The sequence below is a fragment of the Clostridium sp. AF27-5AA genome, assembly GCF_003478415.1.
In the GTDB taxonomy this organism is placed as follows: domain Bacteria; phylum Bacillota; class Clostridia; order Lachnospirales; family Lachnospiraceae; genus Otoolea; species Otoolea fessa.
This window is the reverse complement of the sequence record NZ_QUFH01000014.1, coordinates 20,527-41,381: the sequence shown is the minus strand read 5'-3', so window position 1 is coordinate 41,381 and position 20,855 is coordinate 20,527. Positions and strand designations below refer to the sequence as shown.

Here is a 20,855-nt window from a genome sequence, read left to right as displayed (position 1 = left end):
CTCCCGGGCTTTCATCAACCGCAAAAGCGGGACTGAAAAACTCCGAGAGTACATATCCCCGCAAAGCTTCCGAAAGCGTCTGTCGCGCTGTCAAGCTCTCTGTAGGGGCAGCCTGATAAATCGTCCCATCCACTGCCTTTTTGCATCAAGCAGTACTTTCCGTCTCAAAAGCACCTGTCTGAAGCCCGCAATGATTACTTCTGTGTCTTCGGAACCTCCAGGATTGCGCCCCGGTTTCCGCTTGTTACAAGCGCTGCGTAACGTGCCAGGTATCCGGTCGTAACCTTCGGTTCTCTCGGCTGCCATTTCTTTCTTCTCTCTGCCAGCTCCTCGTCGGATACGAGTACGTTCAGGGAGTTATTGTTGATATCGATGGAAATAATATCGCCTTCCTCAACCAGCGCGATCGGTCCGCCGACTGCCGCCTCCGGAGAAACGTGTCCGATGGATGCACCTCTGGATGCGCCGGAGAAACGTCCGTCTGTGATCAAAGCTACGCTGGAACCAAGTCCCATACCTGCGATGGCAGAAGTCGGGTTCAGCATCTCACGCATGCCCGGACCGCCCTTCGGTCCCTCGTAACGGATGACAACAACATCGCCAGCCACGATCTTGCCGCCCTTGATCGCTGCAATCGCGTCTTCCTCACAGTCAAATACACGCGCTGGTCCCTGATGTACCAGCATCTCCGGTGCAACGGCAGAACGTTTTACAACGCCTGTATCCGGTGCCAGGTTTCCTTTCAGGATCGCAATACCGCCAGTCTGGCTGTACGGATTGTCGATCGGTCGGATAACCTCCGGATTCTTGTTGACACAGCCCTTGATATTCTCGCCAACGGTCTTGCCGGTTACGGTCATGCAGTCCAGATTCAGAAGGTTCTTCTTGGACAGCTCATTCATAACCGCATACACGCCGCCTGCCTCGTTCAGATCCTCCATATAGGTCGGACCTGCCGGTGCCAGATGGCACAGGTTCGGGGTGCGCTTGCTCATCTCATTGACCAGCTCCATGTTCAGGTCTACGCCTGCCTCATGTGCAATCGCCGGAAGATGCAGCATACTGTTGGTAGAACATCCGAGTGCCATATCCACGGTCAGTGCATTTAAAAATGCCTTTTCTGTCATAATATCTCTCGGACGGATGTTTTTCTCATACATCTCCATAACCTTCATACCAGCGTGTTTTGCCAGTTTGATTCGCTCGGAGTAAACTGCCGGGATCGTACCGTTGCCCTGAAGGCCCATGCCGAGTACCTCTGTTAAGCAGTTCATGCTGTTGGCGGTGTACATACCGGAACAGGAACCGCAGGTCGGGCAGACCTTACATTCGAATTCTTTCACATCTTCTTCCGTCATGGTGCCTGCTGCGTAGGAACCAACTGCCTCGAACATGCTGGAAAGACTTCTCTTCTGTCCCTTTACATGACCGGCTAACATCGGACCGCCGCTGACAAATACAGTCGGTACATTGACGCGGGCTGCTGCCATCAGAAGTCCCGGTACGTTTTTATCACAGTTTGGAACCATAACCAGCGCATCGAACTGATGTGCCAGCGCCATACATTCGGTGGAATCTGCGATCAGATCACGGGTAACCAGAGAATATTTCATGCCGACATGTCCCATAGCGATACCATCACAGACTGCGATCGCCGGAAATACAACCGGTGTGCCGCCAGCCATGGCTACACCCAGCTTCACGGCATTTACAATCTTATCCAGGTTCATGTGTCCCGGAACAATCTCATTATAAGAACTTACGATACCGACGAGAGGTTTGTTCATCTCCTCTTCCGTCATACCGAGTGCATTAAACAAAGAACGGTGAGGTGCCTGCTGCATCCCTTTTCTTACTGCATCACTTTTCATCTTTTCGTCTCCTTCTATCTCTTTCGACGACCTCCGCCCCTGGTGACAGGGGCGGTTTTTACGTTTATCTTTAATTTTATCGCATTTATGAAATTTTTGCAATCTTTCTATTTAATTCTCTCACAGATCAGCCTGCCCATCTCAACGGTTCCAACCTGCTTGCAGCCATCCGCCATGATATCCACGGTACGGTAGCCCTCGGTCAGTACCTGCTGTACGGCATCCTCGATGGCTTTTGCTTCCTTATCCAGATCGAAGGAATAGCGGAGCATCATCGCTGCGGAAAGAATAGTTGCGATCGGGTTTGCGATGTCCTTGCCCGCGATGTCCGGTGCGGAACCGTGGCTCGGCTCGTAGAGACCAAATTTGCCCTCGTTTAAGCTGGCCGAAGACAGCATACCGATGGAGCCGGTAATCATGCTTGCCTCGTCAGAAAGGATATCGCCAAACATGTTCTCAGTCAGGATCACGTCGAACTGTCCCGGATTCATGACAAGCTGCATCGCGCAGTTATCAACCAGCATATGGGTCAGGGTAACTTCCGGATAATCTTTAGCAACTTCCTCGACTACCTTTCTCCACAGGCGGGAGGAATCCAGTACGTTTGCCTTATCGACGCTAATAACGCTCTTGCGGCGCTTCATCGCGATATCGAATGCCTTGATTGCGATCCGGCGGATCTCATTTTCATTGTAGGTCAGGGTATCTACCGCGGTCGTCACGCCATCAATCTCCTTCGTGTAACGGTCGCCGAAGTACAGACCGCCGGTCAGCTCACGCATGATAACCATATCGAAGCCGTCGCCGATGATCTCTTTCTTTAGCGGGCAGGCATCTGCCAGCTCTTTGTAGAGGTATGCCGGGCGGATATTCGCGAACAGTCCCAGACCTTTACGGATGGCAAGAAGACCGGCCTCCGGACGCAGGTTCGGAGCCACATCGTACCAGCGGGAATTTCCCACGTTGCCGCCGACTGCACCGAGCAGGACGGAATCACTCTTTTTCGCGGTCTCCAGTGCCTCATCGGTCAGCGGTACGCCGTACTCGTCGATGGAACAGCCGCCCATCAGGATTTTTGTATAATTAAATGTATGACCGTAGACAGCGCCTACCTTGTCCAGCACGCCGCATGCCTCTCTCACAATCTCCGGTCCGATTCCGTCACCCGGAATCACAGTAATATTGCAATTCATAATAAAATACCTCCCTTGTTTCAAACGGTTACTTTTTATCATATCGGATTCCGTCCTATTTTGCAATCTTCTGACAAAGGAAAACGGGTATTCCCCATATAGTAATTTGGAATTTATTCTATAACCTGGGGTTATCTGTAAAATAAAAAAGAATGTGCCTTGGCACATTCTCGCGCCGAGCGCGGTCGCTTGCGACATGTTTCTGCTTCGCGCGAGTGCGCATCATTGGCACGTTAGTGCCTTTTTGTGTCATAGGGAATTCCAAGGAATTTCCTGTTACACAAAAAAAGGACCGCCGCCCCCATCGGGAGCTGCGATCCTCTCACTTTCTTACCGTTCTTCTTAGACTTCCGGTTTCTCAACCTGAACGATTGCATCCTTACGCATCGGGATGCGGCAGTTCTTGTTGCTTCCAAACTCTACGATTACAGTATCATCGGTCATATCGATAATCACGCCGTAGAAGCCGCTGGATGTCAGAACGCTGTCGCCTACTGCTACGGTTGCCATCAGTTCTGCCTGTTTTTTCTTTTCCTTGGACTGTGGACGGATTGCCATAAAATAGAAGATGGCAATAATAAATACAAGGTAAACGATCATTCCGCTTGTGCTGCTCATGTGGTATATTTCCTCCTTTAGTTCGATTCACCCATCATGCCTGCAAGTTTCTTTGCTTTATACTCAGCATAACAGTGATGTTCGATCGCGTCGCGAATCTCTTCCATCATTTTATTATAAAAATACAAATTATGCAAGACGCATAATCTCATCCCCAGCATTTCCTTCGCCTTAAACAGGTGGCGGATATATGCGCGGGAGTAAGAACGGCATGCCGGGCAGCCGCAGCCTTCCTCGATTGGGCGCGGATCCAGCTCATATTTGCTGTTCAGGAGATTTAATTTGCCATGGTTCGTGTATACATGGCTGTGGCGTCCATTCCGGGACGGGTACACACAGTCAAAGAAATCAACGCCCCGGTCTACCGCTTCCAGGATGTTTGCCGGTGTGCCGACGCCCATAAGATAAGTTGGCTTGTCCTCCGGCAAGTGCGGAACGACTGCATCCAGAATCCGGTACATTTCCTCATGGCTCTCGCCAACTGCCAGACCGCCGACCGCATAGCCGTCGAGGTTCATTTTGCTGATTTCCTTCGCGTGTTCGATACGGATATCCTCATAAACCGCGCCCTGATTGATACCAAACAGGAGCTGTTCCCGGTTGACCGTATCCGGCAGTGCATTGAGGCGTGCCATCTCATCCTTGCAGCGCGCCAGCCAGCGCGTCGTGCGCTCCACTGATTTCTGTACATAGTCCCGATCGGCAAGACTCGGCGGGCACTCATCAAATGCCATCGCGATCGTCGAACCTAAGTTGGACTGAATCTGCATACTTTCCTCCGGTCCCATGAAAATCTTGTGACCATCGATGTGGGAATTAAAATAAACACCCTCTTCTTTAATCTTCCGCAGTCCCGCCAGGGAAAACACCTGAAATCCGCCGGAATCCGTGAGGATCGGGCGATCCCAGTTCATAAATTTGTGCAGACCGCCAAACTGTCGGATCAGCTTGTCGCCGGTACGGACATGGAGGTGGTAGGTGTTGGAAAGTTCCACCTGCGTGCCGATCGTGCGGAGATCATCGGTCGAAACCGCGCCCTTGATCGCCGCCACCGTGCCGACATTCATGAAAACAGGCGTCTGGATGGTTCCGTGGACCGTTTTCATTTCCGCGCGTTTTGCGCGGCCATCTTTGTATAAAATCTTGTATTCCATCTTTTTTCCTATACTTTTTACTTCTCTGCCTTTGCCTTCTTGCCAGCCGGTTTGGCATTCTTCTCCATGCGCTTTTTATTCAGCACATACCAGACAGAGCCGGACAGGCATACGGACGAATACGTACCGCAGATCAGACCTACCATCAGCGGAAGAGCAAACTCACGGATGGAAGATACACCCAGAATGTAAAGAATCAGGACCATGACGAAGGTCGTCAGCGTCGTGTTGATGCTTCGCGTCAGGGTCTGGCTGATACTGGTGTTGACGATCGTCTCAGCGGACTCTTTATTGCCCAGAAGCTTCATATTCTCACGGATACGGTCGAAGATAACGATCGTCGCGTTGATTGAGTAACCGACAATCGTCAGCATGCAGGCGATGAACGTCGAACCAACCGACCAGCGCAGCATCGCATAGCAGGTCAGGACAACCAGCACATCGTGCATCAGGGCAAGAACCGCGCCTGCCGCGAACGTGATATTGCTGAAACGGAACCAGATGTAGATCAACATGCAGATCGTCGCAATCGTAACCGCCACAATCGCATCGCGCTTCATCTCCTGGCTGACTGCACCGGAGATACTATCGGCTGTGATCTTCTCTTTATCCACACCAAACTGATCCGCCAGCGCCTGGTTTAACTCTTCGCGCTCGTCCATGTTCAGGGTACGTGTCTTGATGATAACCTCGTTGCTTCCGGCTACCTTCTGGGTCTGTGTGCCAGCTTCGCCGGTAATCTTTTCTACCACCGGAACCACCTGGGAGGAAATATCTTCCAGAGACATATCCTCGTTAAAGGTAACGTTTGTAGAAGTACCGCCTCTGAACTCCATGCTGTAGTTGAGCGGCACACCCATCGAAGACTGATTGTGAACCATGCTGCCGACGCCTGCCAGAATGATCACGAGCGACAGAGCAAAGTAAAGCTTGCGGAATTTCAGGAACGGACGCGTCTTCATATCCTTGCGGCATCCGTAGAATTTCGCATCCTCAAAGCCCATCTCATAGAAGCAGTTCAGGGCAAATTTGGTTACAAACAGCGCCGTGAACATAGAAAGCACGATACCGATTGCCAGCGTCGCCGCAAAGCCCTTGACGGTACCGGAACCTCTCCAGAACAGAACCGCTGCCGCAATCAGGGTGGTCACGTTTCCGTCGATGATCGCGGAAAGTGCCTTGGCGAAACCTGCCTTGATCGCATTCTTGACGGATGTTCCCAGACCGATCTCCTCTTTGATACGGGTGAAAATGATAACGTTCGCATCCACCGCCATACCAATCGACAGGATGATACCAGCCACGCCCGGAAGCGTCAGGGTCACCTCAAATGCAACTAACAGGATCAGGATCAGACCGACATACAGGCACAGAGCCAGAGATGCAGCCAGACCCGGAAGAAGATATACGGCAATCATAAATACAATGACAATGGCAAATCCGATCAGACCTGCCTTTAAGCTGGTGGAGATCGCCTCCTGGCCCAGCTTCGCGCCAACTACGTTGGAACGCAGCTCTTCCAGCTCCAGGGACAGGGAACCGATACGGATCGTGGACGCAAGATTATTTGCCTCTTCATAATCCGCCATGCCGTCGATCTGGCACTGTCCGCCTGTGATCGCCTCACGGACGGTCGGAGCAGAAATAATCTGGTTATCATAAATGATATAAATTGGTTTTCCGACGCCATTCGTGGTCGCCTCAGCAAATGCCTGTTTACCTTCCTCGGTAAAGGTCAGAGAAACGACATACGCCTTGGAACCGGTCGCCTTATCCTCGGTCATGCCGGCTTTCGCGCTGGCAACCTGTTTACCATCAAGGATCTGATTTCCTTCAGAGTCCACGAAAATCAGGGAACCCGGTTTTCCTAACTCTTCCAGAATCGCGTTGGCATCCGATACACCCGGAATATCTACGTTGATACGGTTATTACCCTCCTGATAAACCTCCGCCTCGGTACTGTAATTCTGTACACGCTGCTGGAGCTTGTAGATCGTATCCGCCATATCCTCGGAAGACGGATTTTCTTCTTTCGCCTGATAGGTAATGCTGACACCGCCAGCCAGGTCAAGACCCAGCTTGATCTGATTCATCGTCGAATAGCCGAAATAGCCGAATACGCCGATGGCAATCAGAAGGAGCAGCATCCCCAGGAAGCTTTTTCCTTTTTTGTTCTTCATTCCTCTCTCTCCTTGTTCTCTACTCGTCAGAGCCGTCTGCAAGAGCAGCTTTTATCATGATCGCGCATTCGATACGTTTTTTCTGCATCTCACACCCGATATCATACGCATCCGTGATGGAACCGTGGAAGTTGTAGGAATTGGCCGCACAGCCGCCGCTGCAGTAAAATCTGGCAAAGCAATCCCGACATTTATCTTTCGCATAGACATTGCAAAGCTTGAACTCGTCGCGGACTGCCGTGTTGGTCACGCCCGTATCCACGTTGCCGAGCAGGAAATCTTCGTTTCCTACAAACTGATGGCACGGATAGAGGTCACCCCACGGGGTAACTGCCAGATACTCAGTTCCTGAACCGCATCCGGACAGACGTTTTGCCACGCACGGTCCCTGTGTCAGATCGAGCATAAAGTGGAAGAACGTGAAGCCGCGTCCCTCTTTGTGTCTCTTGACATACTCTGCTGCCAGACGGTCATATTCCTCGAGAATCTGCGGAAGATCCGCCTCTTTGATCGCGTAGGGCTCTTCATCCGGTGCTACGACCGGCTCAACCGACATTTTCTTGAATCCAAGATCGGCAAAATGCAGAACATCTTTGCCAAAATCCAGGTTGTTGTGTGTGAAGGTACCACGCACGAAATAATCGCGGTCTCCGCGCTTTTCTGCAAATTTCTGGAACTTCGGCACGATCAGGTCGTAGCTTCCGGTTCCGTTGCGGAATGGGCGCATCTTGTCGTTGACCTCTTTTCGTCCATCCAGACTGAGCACGACGTTTGCCATCTCGCGGTTGCAGAATTCCATAATTTCATCGTTTAACAGAACACCGTTGGTGGTCAGTGTGAAACGGAATTTCTTGTTGTGCGCCTCTTCCTGGGAACGTCCGTACTCGACTAACTGTTTAACCACCTGCCAGTTCATCAGCGGCTCGCCGCCGAAGAAATCGACTTCCAGGTTCCGGCGGTTTCCAGAATTGGCAATCAGGAAATCCAGCGCTTTCTTGCCGACCTCAAAGGTCATCAGCGCTCTGCGTCCATGATACTCTCCCTCTTCTGCAAAGCAGTACTGACAGGCAAGGTTGCAGTCATGCGCGATATGCAGGCAGAGTGCCTTGACAACCGTCTGGCGCTTCTTGAAATCCATAACGAAGTTTTTGTAAATGTCAGCGGTAAAGAGTTCTTCCTGATCGATGAGCTCCTGAATGTCCTCAAACGCCTCTCTGATCTCTTCCTGGCTGTATTTCTCTTTTAATGCTGCCGCCGTCTCGTCTTTCAGGGACTGGGCAATCTGAAACGGCTTCTCGCTGTCCGGAATCCGCTCCGATAAAAAGGAAATCACATCGTACAGAAGCGGATCGACCGAATGGACGGAGCCACTGTTGACATCCAGTACGATATAATATCCATTATTTATATACTGATGAATCACTGTCTTTCTCCTTCTATAAGACATAGGCAGGCAGACAACCCGGAACATATGCAGTCCTCTCCTCGGACCGCGCTCCGTCTTGTCTGCCTCCCTGTGTCAACTCTGCGTTTTCTCAGACTCCAGCTCTCCCACTCATGAAAAGCTCTGATTTATCAGAAAACGCCTCATTTGTTTTGTACTGCCAATTAGCGGTTCTGGTTCTCGCAGCTCTGGTTACCTACAGTACAGGATGTCTTACATGCAGACTGGCAGGATGTCTGGCACTCGCCGCAGCCGCCTTTCTTCATGCTGTTCTTCAGTGTGCTTGCGCTCAGTGTCTTTACGTGTTTCATCTCTATGTCCTCCTTCATTTTTTTAGTATATAAAGTCCTACAGATTATATCATATGTTGCCCACTTGTGCAAGCATTTCAATTTACCGTGTTTCTCACAGATTCCGGCTTTTTTGGAACTGTTCACGGGTAGGCACTTTTGGAACCGAAAGTGCCGTAAGAAAACGCGGTGGCAGCAGGAATTTGCCGTATTGAGATGCGAAGCCACGGCAAATTCCGTTACTGGGCACGTATGCGTGAACAGTAACGCTTGTTTGTAACAATGTTTCATTCTGCAGGCATATTTGTCCTTCTTTGTTCATACGAATAGAAAAAGAATGCACACAGGTATTTTATCATGGAAAAATCAGCTATCCAGATTCTGCTCCGTTCTTCCCTCTTCTCCTACGCGGCAACCGCTGTCTTTCTGCTTCTGCTCGCGTTTGGGATGTACCGTTTTCAGTGGGGTGAAAAGGAAATCACGCTAGGAGTGCGCGGCATCTACATTCTCGCCTGCTTTCTGGCAGGACTCGTCGCCGGAAAGAAAGCAAAAAGGCGCCGGTTCCTCTGGGGATTCTGCGCCGGCGCCCTTTATTTTCTTATTTTTCTAGCCCTGTCTTTTGCGATCCGACAGTCCCTCAAGGAGACTGCCTCATCCCTGCTGCTTTCCTTCGCCCTCTGCGCCGGAAGCGGCACCATCGGCGGTATGTTTAGCTAACGCCGCCTCCGACGGGCTTAACAGGTACAAATGAATCTTATCGATCCGGTTCTTATCCACACATTCAACGACGAGGCGGACGTTTTCCACCACAACCTCTTCTTTTTCCTGTGGAAGATGGTTCAAAAGTCCGATCACCAGTCCGCCAATGGAATCATATTCGTCTGACTGGAGCTCCAAATTCAGGCGTTCATCCAGATCGTCGAGTTTGACCGAACCATCTACCATGTATTCCCGCGGGGCGATGCGCTGAATGGATTTTTCCTCGTCTCCATCGTACTCGTCCCGGATATCTCCGACAATCTCCTCCAGCATATCTTCCAGCGTGATAAGACCGACCGTCGAACCGTACTCGTCGAGCACGATCACGATGCTGATCGCTGCTTTCCGCATCTCGCGCATCAGCTCAGCAACCTTCTTAAACTCATATGTATAGAGAGGTTTCCGCAGATATTTCCGGACAGAAAAGCCCTCTTCCCCGCCTTTTAAGAAAATATCCTTGATGTTCAGAACACCGATGACATTGTCCGTCGTCTCCTCATAGACCGGGTAACGCGTGTATTTCTCACTGCGGAATACCTCCATCAGCTCGTCATACGTCGCATCCACGTCCACAAACGTCATGTTGACCTTCGGAAGCATGACATCACGCGCCACGGCGTCCCCGAAATCAAACACATTGTTGATCATCTTCTTCTCTTCGGACTCGATGACGCCCTCTTCGTGGCTGACCTCCACGATCGTTCGCAGCTCATCCTCCGTGATGGACTCGCCCTTTGCCTTCACATCCACGCGAAGCAGCTTCAACACTAAAAATGATAGCTGGTTGACCACAAAAATGACCGGTGTCAGCACCGTCATGATATAATAAATGATTTTAGCGAACCGAAATGCAATCCGCTCAGCCTGTATCGTCGCAACCGTCTTCGGCGTGATCTCGCCGAAAATCAGGATTAAAAGCGTCAGAATGCCCGTCGCAATCCCTACGATCTTGTTGCCCCAGATGTGGGTGGCAAGAACCGTCGCAAGAGAAGACGCATACAGGTTTACCACATTGTTGCCGATCAGAATCGCACTCAGCATTTTGCTCGGATCCTCTATGATCTTCAATACATACTCTGCCTGCTTATCGCCATTCTCCGCCAGCGTCCGCACCCGGATCTTGTTGACCGTCGTCAGCGCCGTCTCCGTAGAAGAAAAGAAAGCCGACATCAAAAGCAGAAGTATCAAAATCAATAGCTGTATCCCATCACCAGAACTCAAAAAACTCAACTCCTATCTCCCCATGTAGGGGATTACTCTTTTTTAAGGTTGATTCTACCGTATTTCATAGGTTCTGTCAATAAAGACAGGCTTGCATTTCCATACTTCTGCCGTCTCCGGGAGTTTGACCGTTGAATAATAGAAAAATACCTTGCAGGCCGCATAGAACCTGCTTTTTTTTGTGTCAAAAAAATTCGGAGTCTTTTTATATTGCAAAAAGCTATATTAATAACGAGGGAAAAAGTACATCTGTTAATGTGCGTAAACTGGGAACACTTAAAGAACTCCTTATTAAACATGGACCTCATACTCTCTGCTCCACCATGCCTGATATCCCGTATTTTCGGTCACTATTTCCTTATCATTAAAGCATATTTCAGTCTCTGCCGGAATCTCAACAAAGCTTGGGCGTGACATATAAATCTTTATGTTATCCATTTGAAATATCATTTTAAGAACATTCGGACCACATTCTTCCATTGCACTTTATTTTACTTTACCCTATAATGTTTATAAAAACAATCCAATTCTTACAGTCATAAAAGATACGGAACGACTGTCCTGGCAGCCATATCCTATTTTTATATCATAAAGGAGATAAGCAAATGAAATTATCCCTCGGAATCGACATTGGCAGTTCCAGCACCAAGGCGGCGGCGCTGGATGAGCATGGCACTCTGCTTGGTACGCTTCAGGTTCACGCGGATGACCCGCGCACCTCGGCTTACGGTGTTCTCGGGCGTTTCCTGAATCAGCAGGGCGCTTCGTTTGGCGATGTTGAAAAAATCGTCCTGACCGGGCTCGGTTCGACGTATTTCCATGAAAATATCTTCGGCATCCCGACCATCCATGCTCTGGAGCTGGATGCCATCGGGCGCGGCGGCTTATACCTGTCCGGGCTTGATGAAGCGCTGGTGGTCAGCCTTGGAACCGGCTCTGCCTTTATCCGCGCTTCCAAGACAAACGGCTTCCGTCATCTGGGCGGAAGCGGTGTCGGCGGTGGAACACTTGTCGGCATGGCGGAGCGTTTTCTCGGCGTCACCGACATTTTTTCCCTCTCAAAGATGGCGCTGCGCGGCAATAAGGCCATGGCAGATCTCCGCATCGCCGACGTGCAGGAGGAAGATGTCCCGGGACTTGCCGCCGACTTAACCGCTGCCAATTTTGGGCGAATCAAAAGCGGCGCCTCGGATGCTGACCTGGCTGCCGCTCTTTTCAATATGATTTATGAAAATGTGGGTGTGATGGCGTCCCTGGCGCTCAGCCAGGACACCACCCGGAATGTCGTCCTGACCGGTTCTCTCGCCAGCCTTGCACCTGCTGCAAAGACCTTTGACATTTTCAATCAGATGCACGATGTCTTTGGAATCGACTATATCATTCCGCCTCATCCGTCTTTCGCCACGGCAGTCGGAGCGCTTTTATGTGATCCTCTGCCGGAGAACTAAGATCACGGACGGCTCCCAGCAGATCGAAGGCTGCGATCAGGGCGCTTCCCGCGAAGATAAAAAAGTCTCCCAGATTAAAGACGACCTTTTCCAGGTATTTACACCGGATGCTGAAATAATCTACCACATAACCGCGTTTGAGGCGGTCATACAGGTTACTTAAACCACCCGCCGTGATGAGGGCAAAACCGATCCGATCGGCTTTTCTGCCTTCGTCCCGGCACAATAACCATGTCAGAATGCCCGCTGCCGCCGAGGTAAAGACAACCGGCACCATGCGGACCAGTTCTTTCTTTTCTTTTTTTACTCCAAAACAGAAACCGTCGTTGTGATTGCGGTACAGGCGGATCTTTCCATGGCTTTTTTCCATGTCGCGCGGAAAATCTTCCGGTTTCTGGGCTTCTATGTTTTCCTTGCAGAAATAATCGATGCCGAACAGGGCAGCTATCATATACAGGTATTTTTTCATAAGGGCACCTCCTCATATAAATGTCATTATCTAACTTATATTTATTATAACAAGTTTTTCCGACAGAGTATAGGGAAGCTTTCGTATTTTACCGCATATCTTATCTTAAATTCTAAAAAATCTCTATGGAAAACGCTATGAATTGTTCTTCTCTTCCAGACAACCAAACCGCCGATTTTATCGAACGTTTTTTTCCTTTTACCTATAACCAGATTTTGGAAAATGATTCCGGCTGCTATGATTTTGTCAATCATGAGTATGTGATCTGGCACCGGTCTCTAGCGGAGGCGCTGCCGCTCTCAGTCCAGCAGTATGGCTATGACTCGATCCCGAATCTTTATACCATATTAGATACATCCAGCCTGGACAGCGCAGGAATTTCCCGGACGGCAGAACAGCCATTCCTGGGAAACAAGGGGCGCGGGACGCTGATTGGGATTGTGGATACGGGGATCGATTATACAAATTCCTTGTTACGCGATCCGGATGGAAGCACGCGCATCGCCGCCATCTGGGATCAGACGGTTCCGGGCGCGGGGCTTAGCACGCCGGATCCGATCGATGCGCTGCACTACGGAAGTGTCTACCAGCGTTCCCACATCAACGAGGCGCTGCGCTCGGAAGATCCGCATTCCATCGTCCCCACCTCGGATCCTCTCCGCCACGGCACGCAGATGGCGCTGGTCGCCGCCGGTTCCGAAGATGCCGATGCTTTTTTCTCCGGGGCGGCGCCGGAATCGGAACTGGTCGTTGTCCGCTTGAAACCAGCCAGAACCTATCTTCGCGATTTTTTTCTGATCCGCGAGGATGCCATCGCCTTTCAGGAGGACGACATCATGCTCGGAATCAAGTTTCTTCTTTATATTGCCAGGCAGGAGAAAAAGCCCCTTGTGATCCTGCTGGGTCTTGGCACCAATACCGGAAGCCACAGCGGCACTTCGCCGCTTGGTCTATATCTGAACAGCCTGTCGCGCGCCAGCGGGCAGATTCTGGTCGCCGCCGGAGGCAATGAAACCGGGCGCGGGCACCATTTTCGCAGTGTATTTCCTGCTTCCACCTCCTATGAGGATGTGGAACTGCGGGTCGGTCCCGGCGAACGGGGATTTACGCTGGAACTGTGGGCGCGTGAATCGGAGCTTTACAGTGTCGGATTTTTATCCCCCTCGGGCGACGAAACGGGACGCATCCGGCTCTCCGGCGACGAAGAACGCCGGATTCCCTTTCTTCTGGAAGGAACGACCATTCACCTCAACTATACCAGCTCCGAGCTGGCGACCGGAAGCGAACTGATCCTGATGCGCTTTGATGCCCCCGCCGCCGGAATCTGGAAAATTCGCGTCTACCACACGCTCTCGATTCAGGGTGAATACCATATGTGGCTGCCGGTGCACGGCTTTATCTCGGATGAAACCTTCTTTCTGCGCCCGGATCCGGACACAACCATCACCGATCCGGGCAATACAGCAGCCATCATCACCACCGCCGCCTACAGCCACCAGACGGGCGGGATCTATCTGCATTCCAGCCGCGGTTTTACCCGCACCGGAACTATCAAGCCCGACCTTGCCGCCCCCGGCGTCCGGCTCCCGCTTCCCGATTATCAGGAGGTAACCGGAACCTCATTTGCCGCCGCCATGACCGCCGGAGCCGCCGCGATCCTGCTCTCCTGGTCTGCCTATACGCCATCAGCCCCGCGGATCAACACCTCGATTGCCAAGGCGTTTCTGATCCGCGGGGCTGACCGCCGAAATTCCATCGAATATCCCAGCCGGGAGTGGGGGTATGGGACGTTAAATCTATATAACTCTTTTTTATCCATGAGAAGTTAATTAACTTCTGCTGTTTTCTCTTCACACACAAATTGCTTTTCCGGATCCTTACATCGCTAACTTTCACCACATCCATGACACCGTTCACCGATCATGTTCCTGAAAAGCTATTATCCCCGCATCTCTATCCGCGGACCGCCATTCTTCTCCAGATACGGGCGCGTGATCACAACGGATCCGATATTCGGATCTTTCGGGATCTCATACATGATATCCATCATAAAATCCTCTAAAATGGCACGCAGCGCACGGGCACCCGTATCTTTTTCCAGCGCCCGCTCGGCGATCCACTCCAGTGCATCGTCCTCAAACACCAGTTTGACCTCATCCAGCGCCAGCAGGCGCTCATACTGCTTGAGGATCGCATTTTTCGGTTCTTTCAGAATCCGCATCAGCAATTCCTTTGTCAGCCCCTGCAGGCTCACAAGCACCGGCAGACGTCCGAGAAACTCTGGAATCATGCCAAAATTCCGCAGATCTTCCGTTGTCACCTGGCTCAAAATATCCGGATCATTGTCAAATTCATCCTTCAAATGGGAGTTGAAGCCCATCGTGGAACGCTTTTTCAGGCGCTCCTTGATGATATCATCCAATCCCGGAAACGCGCCGCCACAGATAAACAGGATGTTGTTCGTATCCACAGTCGCCATCGGCGTGAGCGCATTCTTCTGGTTTGAGCCGACCGGCACCTCTACCTGGCTGCCTTCCAGAAGTTTTAAAAGCTCCTGCTGTACCGACTCACCGCTGACATCGCGGCTCATCGTATTTTTCTTTTTCGCAATTTTATCGATCTCATCGATGAAAATGATGCCTTGCTCAGCTTTCTCCACATCATTTCCAGCCGCTGCCAGAAGCTTGGAGACTACGCTTTCTATATCATCTCCGATATATCCAGCTTCCGTGAGCGCCGTCGCATCCGCGATCGCCAGCGGCACATCCAAAAGCTTCGCCAGCGTCTTGACCAGGTACGTTTTTCCGCTTCCGGTCGGTCCCAGCATCAGGATGTTGGATTTCTCAATCTCCGGCTCGCCGCCCTGCATCTGCATTCCCTGTGCCGCCGCGTTTTCCGCCTTTTCTTCCGTATTTTCATTTGCCCGAAGCTCGTCCTGCTGCCGGAGAATCACGCGCTTATAATGGTTGTAGACTGCCACTGAAACTGCCCTTTTTGCCCGCTCCTGCCCGATCACATATGCATCCAGCTGCGCCTTGATCTGGTGCGGTGCCGGAACATCCTTCATCGTCAGAAATTTCTCCGCGTCTTTTGCCTTGCTCTTTTTCTTGATCTTATTTTTCTCTGGAATCTCTGTATTTGGCACCTGCATGCCCGCAAAATCATTGAGATTCATGTTCATAAACGGCATATTTTGAAGCTTGGAAAAGTCCATGCCCGACTTGGAAATCGAGTCAAATGCTTTCTGCATACACTCATGGCAGAAATTCATCCCGCCCGGCATCGTGATCATCTCTCCCGCCTTGCTCTCCGGGCGGCGGCAGACGTAGCAGATTTTCTCGTAATCATCCGAATGATCTGTACTGGTTTTATTTGTATCTGTTTCGTTTATATTGGTTGTCGTATCTATATTCTGGTTATCACTCATATTTTTATATTTCCTCCAATCTAAAAGCACCTTTTCATTTTATCATAGCTTGTGAAAAACGTAAATCATAACAGCAGCCGTCATTTCGTTTTAAAAATAAAAAATTTCCTATGAAACAAAAAGACAGATGAATCACCGCCCTCTCTGATTACAAGAGGATCTACCGGCGGTTCACCTGCCTTCTTTTCTATATCTTCCTGATTTTATTCATTTCCGCCTCGCAACAGTTCCGTATCTTCACCGTTACGGGCAAATATCCATTCCAGCCCACTTCGCTGATGGGGTATTTTCTATCTTCCCAGTTTTCTCTGCGGACTTGCCTGTGATTCACTCCGGCTCTCGTTCTGGCTATCCTGGCTCTGCGGCATATCGCTCTTGGAGCCCAGTGTAATCTGTACGTTTCTCTCGACATATTTGCCATTTTCCAGACTCTGTACCGTCATGGTAACGGTGGAACCTGCCTTATAGTAAGTCAGCAGTTTCTTGAGATCATCACCATTCTTTACCTTCTCACCGTCAAACTTGGTGATAATATCGCGCTCCCGCAGATCCGACCTGGATGCCGCGCCGCCCGCAACAATCTTGTATACATAGATACCTTCCGGCATGCCATACGCCTGCGCCATCTGGCTGTCGATATTCTGAGGCTGGATTCCCAGATAGCCCTGCTCATTCTCATCGACAGCTACCTTCGTCGTCTTCGTCATCAGGTCGCTGATAATATCCTTTGCCTGTGAAATCGGGATCGCATAGCCGATGCCCTCAACACTGGTGTCCGAATACTTCGCCGCATTGATGCCGATAACTTCACCGTTCATATTTAAAAGTGCGCCGCCGCTGTTGCCTGGGTTGATCGCCGCATCGACCTGCAGAAGTGTCCGCTCTACGTCGTTGATGGTTAGCTTTTTATTTAAAGCGCTGACATAACCGACGGTAACCGACTGCCCCTGTCCCAGTGCGTTACCGATTGCCACAACACCCTGTCCCAGCTTCAGGGAATCAGAATCGCCCAGATCGGCTGCCTTAATCTGTTTTCTCGTTTCTTCCGGTATATCCGAAAGCTGTACGGCAATGACTGCCAGATCCGAATCGGAATCAGTACCTTTGACCGCTGCCTTAACGCTCTGGTTATCAATAAAGGTAACCGAAAGTTCCTCGGAATCTTCAACGACATGGTTATTGGTAATAATCAGAAGTTCCGTGTCATTCTGTCCGGCAATGATACCGGAACCGCTGCTCGGCACCTCGTACTGCTGCTGACCAAACAGCCAGTTGTCCTGTGTATAAATCATCTTGTTGTTGATCGCTACAACGGACGGCATCGCTTTCTCTACAATCGAAGAAACATCGTTGCCAATGGAGGCCTGCGTTTTAGTGCCCGCATCTGCCTGTGTCTCCTGGGAAACCTGACCGATCGTTTCCTGTGTAGCCTCACCCGGAAGAAGCCGGTTTGAAAGTGCATTCACGCCAACCATGGTTCCGCCTGCCACACAGCCAAACAGAATGCCCGACATCACAAGTGCCGCAATTTTCTTACCAGTATTCTTAGAGCCATGTCCCCGGCCACTCCGTTCTTCCGGAATATAGCTGCGTTCCGGCTGCTTCTCTGCATTCTCTTTCGGATCTGCTCCGGCTGCTGCCTCCGGTTCTCCATCGAGACTGCCCCGGTAACGGGAATCATGATAACCGCCATAATCGGAAGTTTCTTCTTTTTTAGCAGTATCGTTATTCTTTTCCTCATAAGCGCTGTCCGAATAAGCGCCCTCCGTATAATCTACATCCTGATCGTGTCTCTCATTTCTTTCATTCTCGTCATACATATATTCATACCTCCTGTTCTCAGGAATCACAGCCGCGTACTGTCCATTTTGCGAACCTTCCCGCAGCGGATTGTTCATACTCTTATATTCTGTCTCAGGCTTTCTGCCCTCTCTCTGTTTACATGAGATAGTCTATCAGTTATTTGTGATGTAATTGTGAAAATAAAATCATAAATCTGTGAAGCTTAAAAACATCTCTCGGTTTTCACTTGTCAGTCCTTCTCTCCTCTTGTATACTTAATGAAAGAAACGAATTTTACATTTTATATGAAAGGACTGTTACATCCATGATGAATACACAGGCAGTTGTCCATATCCGCAAAGGCGAGGCTCGTTCCCTGAAAGCCGGCGGTATGTGGATCTATGATAATGAAATTGAACGAATTGAGGGCGAATTTGAAAATGGCGATATCCTTCGTGTCGAAGATTTTGACGGTTATCCGCTCGGATGTGGTTTTATCAACACCCGCTCCAAGCTTACCGTGCGGATGCTTTCCCGCAAAAAGGATACTGTCATCGACGATGCTTTTATCGAAATGCGCGTCCGCAATGCCTGGGAATACCGCCGTCAGACAGTTGATACCAGCAGCTGCCGCCTGATTTTCGGCGAAGCAGATTTCCTTCCGGGCATCGTGATCGACAAATTTTCCGATGTGCTGGTCGTTGAATCCCTGGCGCTCGGTATCGACCGTCTGAAACCGCTGATTCTGGAAAAACTCGTCAAGGTGCTTGAGGAAGACGGCATTCATATCCGCGGTATTTACGAGCGCAGCGACGCTAAGGTCCGCTTACAGGAGGGCATGGAGCGCTATAAGGGCTTTATCGGGGAACCATTTGATACAAAAGTAGAGATCGTTGAAAATGGTGTCCGCTATCTGGTAGATGTCAAGGACGGGCAGAAAACTGGCTTTTTCCTCGACCAGAAATACAACCGTCTGGCAATCCAGCGGCTCTGCCCGGGCAAACGCGTTCTGGACTGTTTTACCCACACCGGCTCCTTTGCCTTAAATGCAGCCGTCTCCGGTGCCAAAGAGGTCATCGGCGTGGATGCGTCCGAACTTGCCGTCACACAGGCGCGTGAAAATGCTGAGTTAAACGGTGTTTCCGGCACTACCACCTTTCAGTGCGCGGATGTCTTTGACCTGCTTCCGGAATTAGAGGCAAAAGGTGAGCAATTTGACGTCGTGATCCTCGACCCGCCTGCCTTCACAAAATCCCGCAGCTCGGTCAAAAATGCCATCAAGGGCTACCGCGAGATCAATATTCGCGGTCTGCGTCTGGTAAAGGACGGCGGCTACTTCGCCACCTGCTCCTGCTCCCATTTCATGACGCCGGAGCTCTTCACAAAGGCGATTCAGGAGGCAGCCCGCAGCGCCCACCGCCGCCTGCGCCAGATCGAATACCGCACCCAGGCAGCCGACCATCCGATTCTGTGGGCGGGGGACGAGACGTCCTATTATCTGAAGTTCTACATTTTCCAGGTTGTGGATGAAAAGTAAAATTACAGAATGTTTGTAAGACTATAACCAAGCAATATGAACTGCTATTATAAATCATGAATCTGCAAATCCTCTCAGAGCAATCTGAGGGGATTTGTTTCGTTTTATCATTGTCTGTTCTGATAAAATATGATATACTTCGTACATGGGAAAAACCAGAGAGCCAGGCGGCTTACCCTCTGTTATCGGAGGGTTGCTAGATTTCAGCAAAGCTTGTTTATCAAAGACTGGAACGAGGCACAAATCTAACCCTCCAGACGAAAGAAAGGAGGGCATTGCCAATGTATGTTACATACTCTGATTTGATTCAGATTGGAATATTCATTTGCGCCCTTGTTGGATTGTGTTATACAATTTTCAAGGGAAAACGAAAATAGCCGCCATTACTGCAATAATGACGGCTGTTAATAAAACAGTTGTTTAATTTATTCAGGTAAGCCGCTCCTCTGGCTTTTCCTTTTTTCTATCCCTAATATAACATATCTTTTCATCCAATGCAAGCGAAACCCCCTTTATAGAAATACGAACTCATAAGGGATTACCGCTGCAGCACCATACACCAAACCGGTGCCGACACCATCGAAAGCAGCGTCGTAAATACCACGCACTTCGTCGCAAAGACTTCATCCCCGCCATATTTCGCGGCAAGAATCGCCGTCGTGCTTGCTGCCGGCATCGCTGCCAGCACCACTGAAATCCCCATTACCAGTGTGTCGATATGGAACAGCAGACAGCCGGCCCACACAAGCGCCGGGATCAGGATCAGGCGCACGGCGGCATAGTAGCAGCTGAGTGGCGTGATCATCGTCTTCATATCTGCCTCCGCCAGAACGGTTCCGACAAAAATCATGGAGACTGCCGTGTTTGCCTTGTTTAAGCTATGTACCGTATCTCCCAGGAATCCCGGAATCTGCATCTGTAAAAGCATCAGCACAAAGCCGATGAATACGGAGACAATACACGGATGCGTGCATATCTTTTTAATCAGCGTCTTCCGATCCGGCGCCTTCGTAAAATACGTCATTCCCAGAGACCACATCGCAGTTCTCTGCGGAATCAGGTAAAAAGAGGCGTAGAAAAGCCCCATCGAGCCGAAGATGCCCTCCGCCACCGGATTTCCCAGAATCCCGGCATTGGACGCCATCGTCGCGTATTTGAGGACCTTCTTCTTTTCCTCTCCCACACCCGGGTACAGTACCATATTTAAGATATAACAAGCCACCTGAACCATACACGAGACGAGCAGCGCCTGTGCGCTGCTCTTTAAGATATCCATGCTCAGTTCTACTTCAAATGACTCGATGATACTGCAGGGAAGTGTCACAAAGATGACCAGATCCGCAATGACCCTTTTTCCCTCATCCGTGATAATTCCCTTCTTCTTTAAGAATGCACCCAGAATCATCAGGGAAAATAACATTCCCTGCATCCGGTACAAACCATCTAAATTCAAAGCATTTCC

General features: G+C 50.3%; 16 protein-coding genes. 4 read left to right on the top strand and 12 right to left on the bottom strand.

What is annotated here, in order from left to right; genetic code table 11:
• Positions 1–194: 194 nt before the first annotated feature.
• The 7 genes from ilvD to scfA form a co-directional block, all read right to left on the bottom strand.
• Positions 195–1,871 (bottom strand): dihydroxy-acid dehydratase, encoded by a 1,677-nt coding sequence (ilvD, locus tag DWY89_RS12635; RefSeq protein ID WP_107001470.1) that lies wholly within the window; start codon positions 1,869–1,871, stop codon positions 195–197.
• Positions 1,872–1,978: 107 nt separating this feature from the next.
• The gene (gene leuB / locus DWY89_RS12630; protein ID WP_117796026.1) at positions 1,979–3,064 is read right to left on the bottom strand and encodes a 3-isopropylmalate dehydrogenase; all 1,086 of its coding nucleotides are present in this window, start codon (positions 3,062–3,064) and stop codon (positions 1,979–1,981) included.
• 342 nt (positions 3,065–3,406) lie between these two features.
• A complete protein-coding gene (gene yajC, locus DWY89_RS12625) occupies positions 3,407–3,682 on the bottom strand; it encodes a preprotein translocase subunit YajC (RefSeq protein WP_022359870.1) in 276 nt (91 codons plus the stop codon).
• 17 nt (positions 3,683–3,699) lie between these two features.
• Positions 3,700–4,836, bottom strand: coding sequence for a tRNA guanosine(34) transglycosylase Tgt (gene tgt / locus DWY89_RS12620; RefSeq protein WP_118524726.1), 1,137 nt, complete (start codon positions 4,834–4,836; stop codon positions 3,700–3,702).
• Positions 4,837–4,853: 17 nt separating this feature from the next.
• On the bottom strand, positions 4,854–7,016 hold the full coding sequence (gene secD / locus DWY89_RS12615) for a protein translocase subunit SecD (protein WP_117796027.1): 2,163 nt from the start codon (positions 7,014–7,016) through the stop codon (positions 4,854–4,856).
• Between the two features lie 19 nt (positions 7,017–7,035).
• Entirely contained in the window at positions 7,036–8,439 is a 1,404-nt protein-coding gene (gene scfB, locus DWY89_RS12610) for a thioether cross-link-forming SCIFF peptide maturase (RefSeq protein ID WP_118523804.1), read from the bottom strand.
• A gap of 185 nt (positions 8,440–8,624) precedes the next feature.
• Entirely contained in the window at positions 8,625–8,771 is a 147-nt protein-coding gene (gene scfA, locus DWY89_RS12605) for a six-cysteine ranthipeptide SCIFF (protein WP_022359867.1), read from the bottom strand.
• A 336-nt stretch (positions 8,772–9,107) separates the two neighbouring features.
• Between scfA and DWY89_RS12600 the strand changes: the two genes are divergently transcribed.
• On the top strand, positions 9,108–9,467 hold the full coding sequence (locus DWY89_RS12600) for a TIGR04086 family membrane protein (RefSeq protein ID WP_107001467.1): 360 nt from the start codon (positions 9,108–9,110) through the stop codon (positions 9,465–9,467).
• Here the strand turns inward: DWY89_RS12600 and DWY89_RS12595 are convergent.
• A complete protein-coding gene (locus DWY89_RS12595; RefSeq protein ID WP_107001466.1) occupies positions 9,402–10,730 on the bottom strand; it encodes a hemolysin family protein in 1,329 nt (442 codons plus the stop codon). The genes DWY89_RS12600 and DWY89_RS12595 overlap by 66 nt on opposite strands.
• A gap of 605 nt (positions 10,731–11,335) precedes the next feature.
• On the opposite strand from DWY89_RS12595, the gene DWY89_RS12585 reads away from it, so the two are divergent.
• A complete protein-coding gene (locus DWY89_RS12585) occupies positions 11,336–12,178 on the top strand; it encodes a BadF/BadG/BcrA/BcrD ATPase family protein (RefSeq protein WP_118523803.1) in 843 nt (280 codons plus the stop codon).
• Here DWY89_RS12585 and DWY89_RS12580 read toward each other — a convergent pair.
• A complete protein-coding gene (locus DWY89_RS12580) occupies positions 12,108–12,647 on the bottom strand; it encodes a signal peptidase II (protein ID WP_118523802.1) in 540 nt (179 codons plus the stop codon). The two genes, DWY89_RS12585 and DWY89_RS12580, sit on opposite strands and share 71 nt — an antisense overlap.
• Before the next feature lie 137 nt (positions 12,648–12,784).
• Here DWY89_RS12580 and DWY89_RS12575 point away from each other — a divergent pair, with 137 nt between their 5' ends.
• Positions 12,785–14,476: a S8 family peptidase gene (locus DWY89_RS12575; RefSeq protein ID WP_118523801.1), complete on the top strand. Its 1,692-nt coding sequence runs from the start codon at positions 12,785–12,787 to the stop codon at positions 14,474–14,476.
• A 110-nt stretch (positions 14,477–14,586) separates the two neighbouring features.
• Here DWY89_RS12575 and clpX read toward each other — a convergent pair whose 3' ends face one another.
• Both clpX and DWY89_RS12565 read right to left on the bottom strand, forming a co-directional pair.
• Positions 14,587–16,074: an ATP-dependent Clp protease ATP-binding subunit ClpX gene (gene clpX / locus DWY89_RS12570; protein WP_118523800.1), complete on the bottom strand. Its 1,488-nt coding sequence runs from the start codon at positions 16,072–16,074 to the stop codon at positions 14,587–14,589.
• 290 nt (positions 16,075–16,364) lie between these two features.
• Positions 16,365–17,894: a trypsin-like peptidase domain-containing protein gene (locus DWY89_RS12565; RefSeq protein ID WP_118524725.1), complete on the bottom strand. Its 1,530-nt coding sequence runs from the start codon at positions 17,892–17,894 to the stop codon at positions 16,365–16,367.
• Positions 17,895–18,184: 290 nt separating this feature from the next.
• Between DWY89_RS12565 and DWY89_RS12560 the strand changes: the two genes are divergently transcribed.
• Positions 18,185–19,393 carry a class I SAM-dependent rRNA methyltransferase gene (locus tag DWY89_RS12560; protein ID WP_118523818.1) on the top strand — a complete coding sequence of 403 codons (1,209 nt, stop codon included), beginning with the start codon at positions 18,185–18,187 and terminating at the stop codon, positions 19,391–19,393.
• A 538-nt stretch (positions 19,394–19,931) separates the two neighbouring features.
• On the opposite strand, the gene DWY89_RS12555 is transcribed toward DWY89_RS12560, so the two are convergent.
• The gene (locus DWY89_RS12555; protein ID WP_182429762.1) at positions 19,932–20,846 is read right to left on the bottom strand and encodes an AEC family transporter; all 915 of its coding nucleotides are present in this window, start codon (positions 20,844–20,846) and stop codon (positions 19,932–19,934) included.
• Between the last annotated feature and the right edge of the window lie 9 nt (positions 20,847–20,855).